General features: G+C 53.4%; 1 protein-coding gene. It reads right to left on the reverse strand.

The window, feature by feature from the left end; translation table 11 throughout:
* Nucleotides 1-30: 30 nt before the first annotated feature.
* The coding region (locus tag FW758_RS24975) for a hypothetical protein (RefSeq protein WP_446446867.1) at nucleotides 31-234 on the reverse strand (204 nt) is incomplete at its 5' end.

The raw sequence follows: 234 nt of genomic DNA on the forward strand, positions 1-234 counted from the left end.
TACGCCTGTTGCTGTCATCACCTGCGCCATCTAGCCCTCCAACCGATATTCAAAGGTGTGATGGGTACCCGAGCGAATGCGCTTAACCCGCTGGTTCATCGGCATATCCCGAAACCGCGCACTTAAGGCTGTCTCGCTGTCGTGAACCCCAAAGCGGTTAAAGCTCTCTTGCTGGATTTCAAACAGAGTCCAAAAACGTTTGCCGGTGATGATGCGCATTAAGCGTTCGCGCTG

Source organism: Shewanella sp. 1180_01, assembly GCF_052850535.1.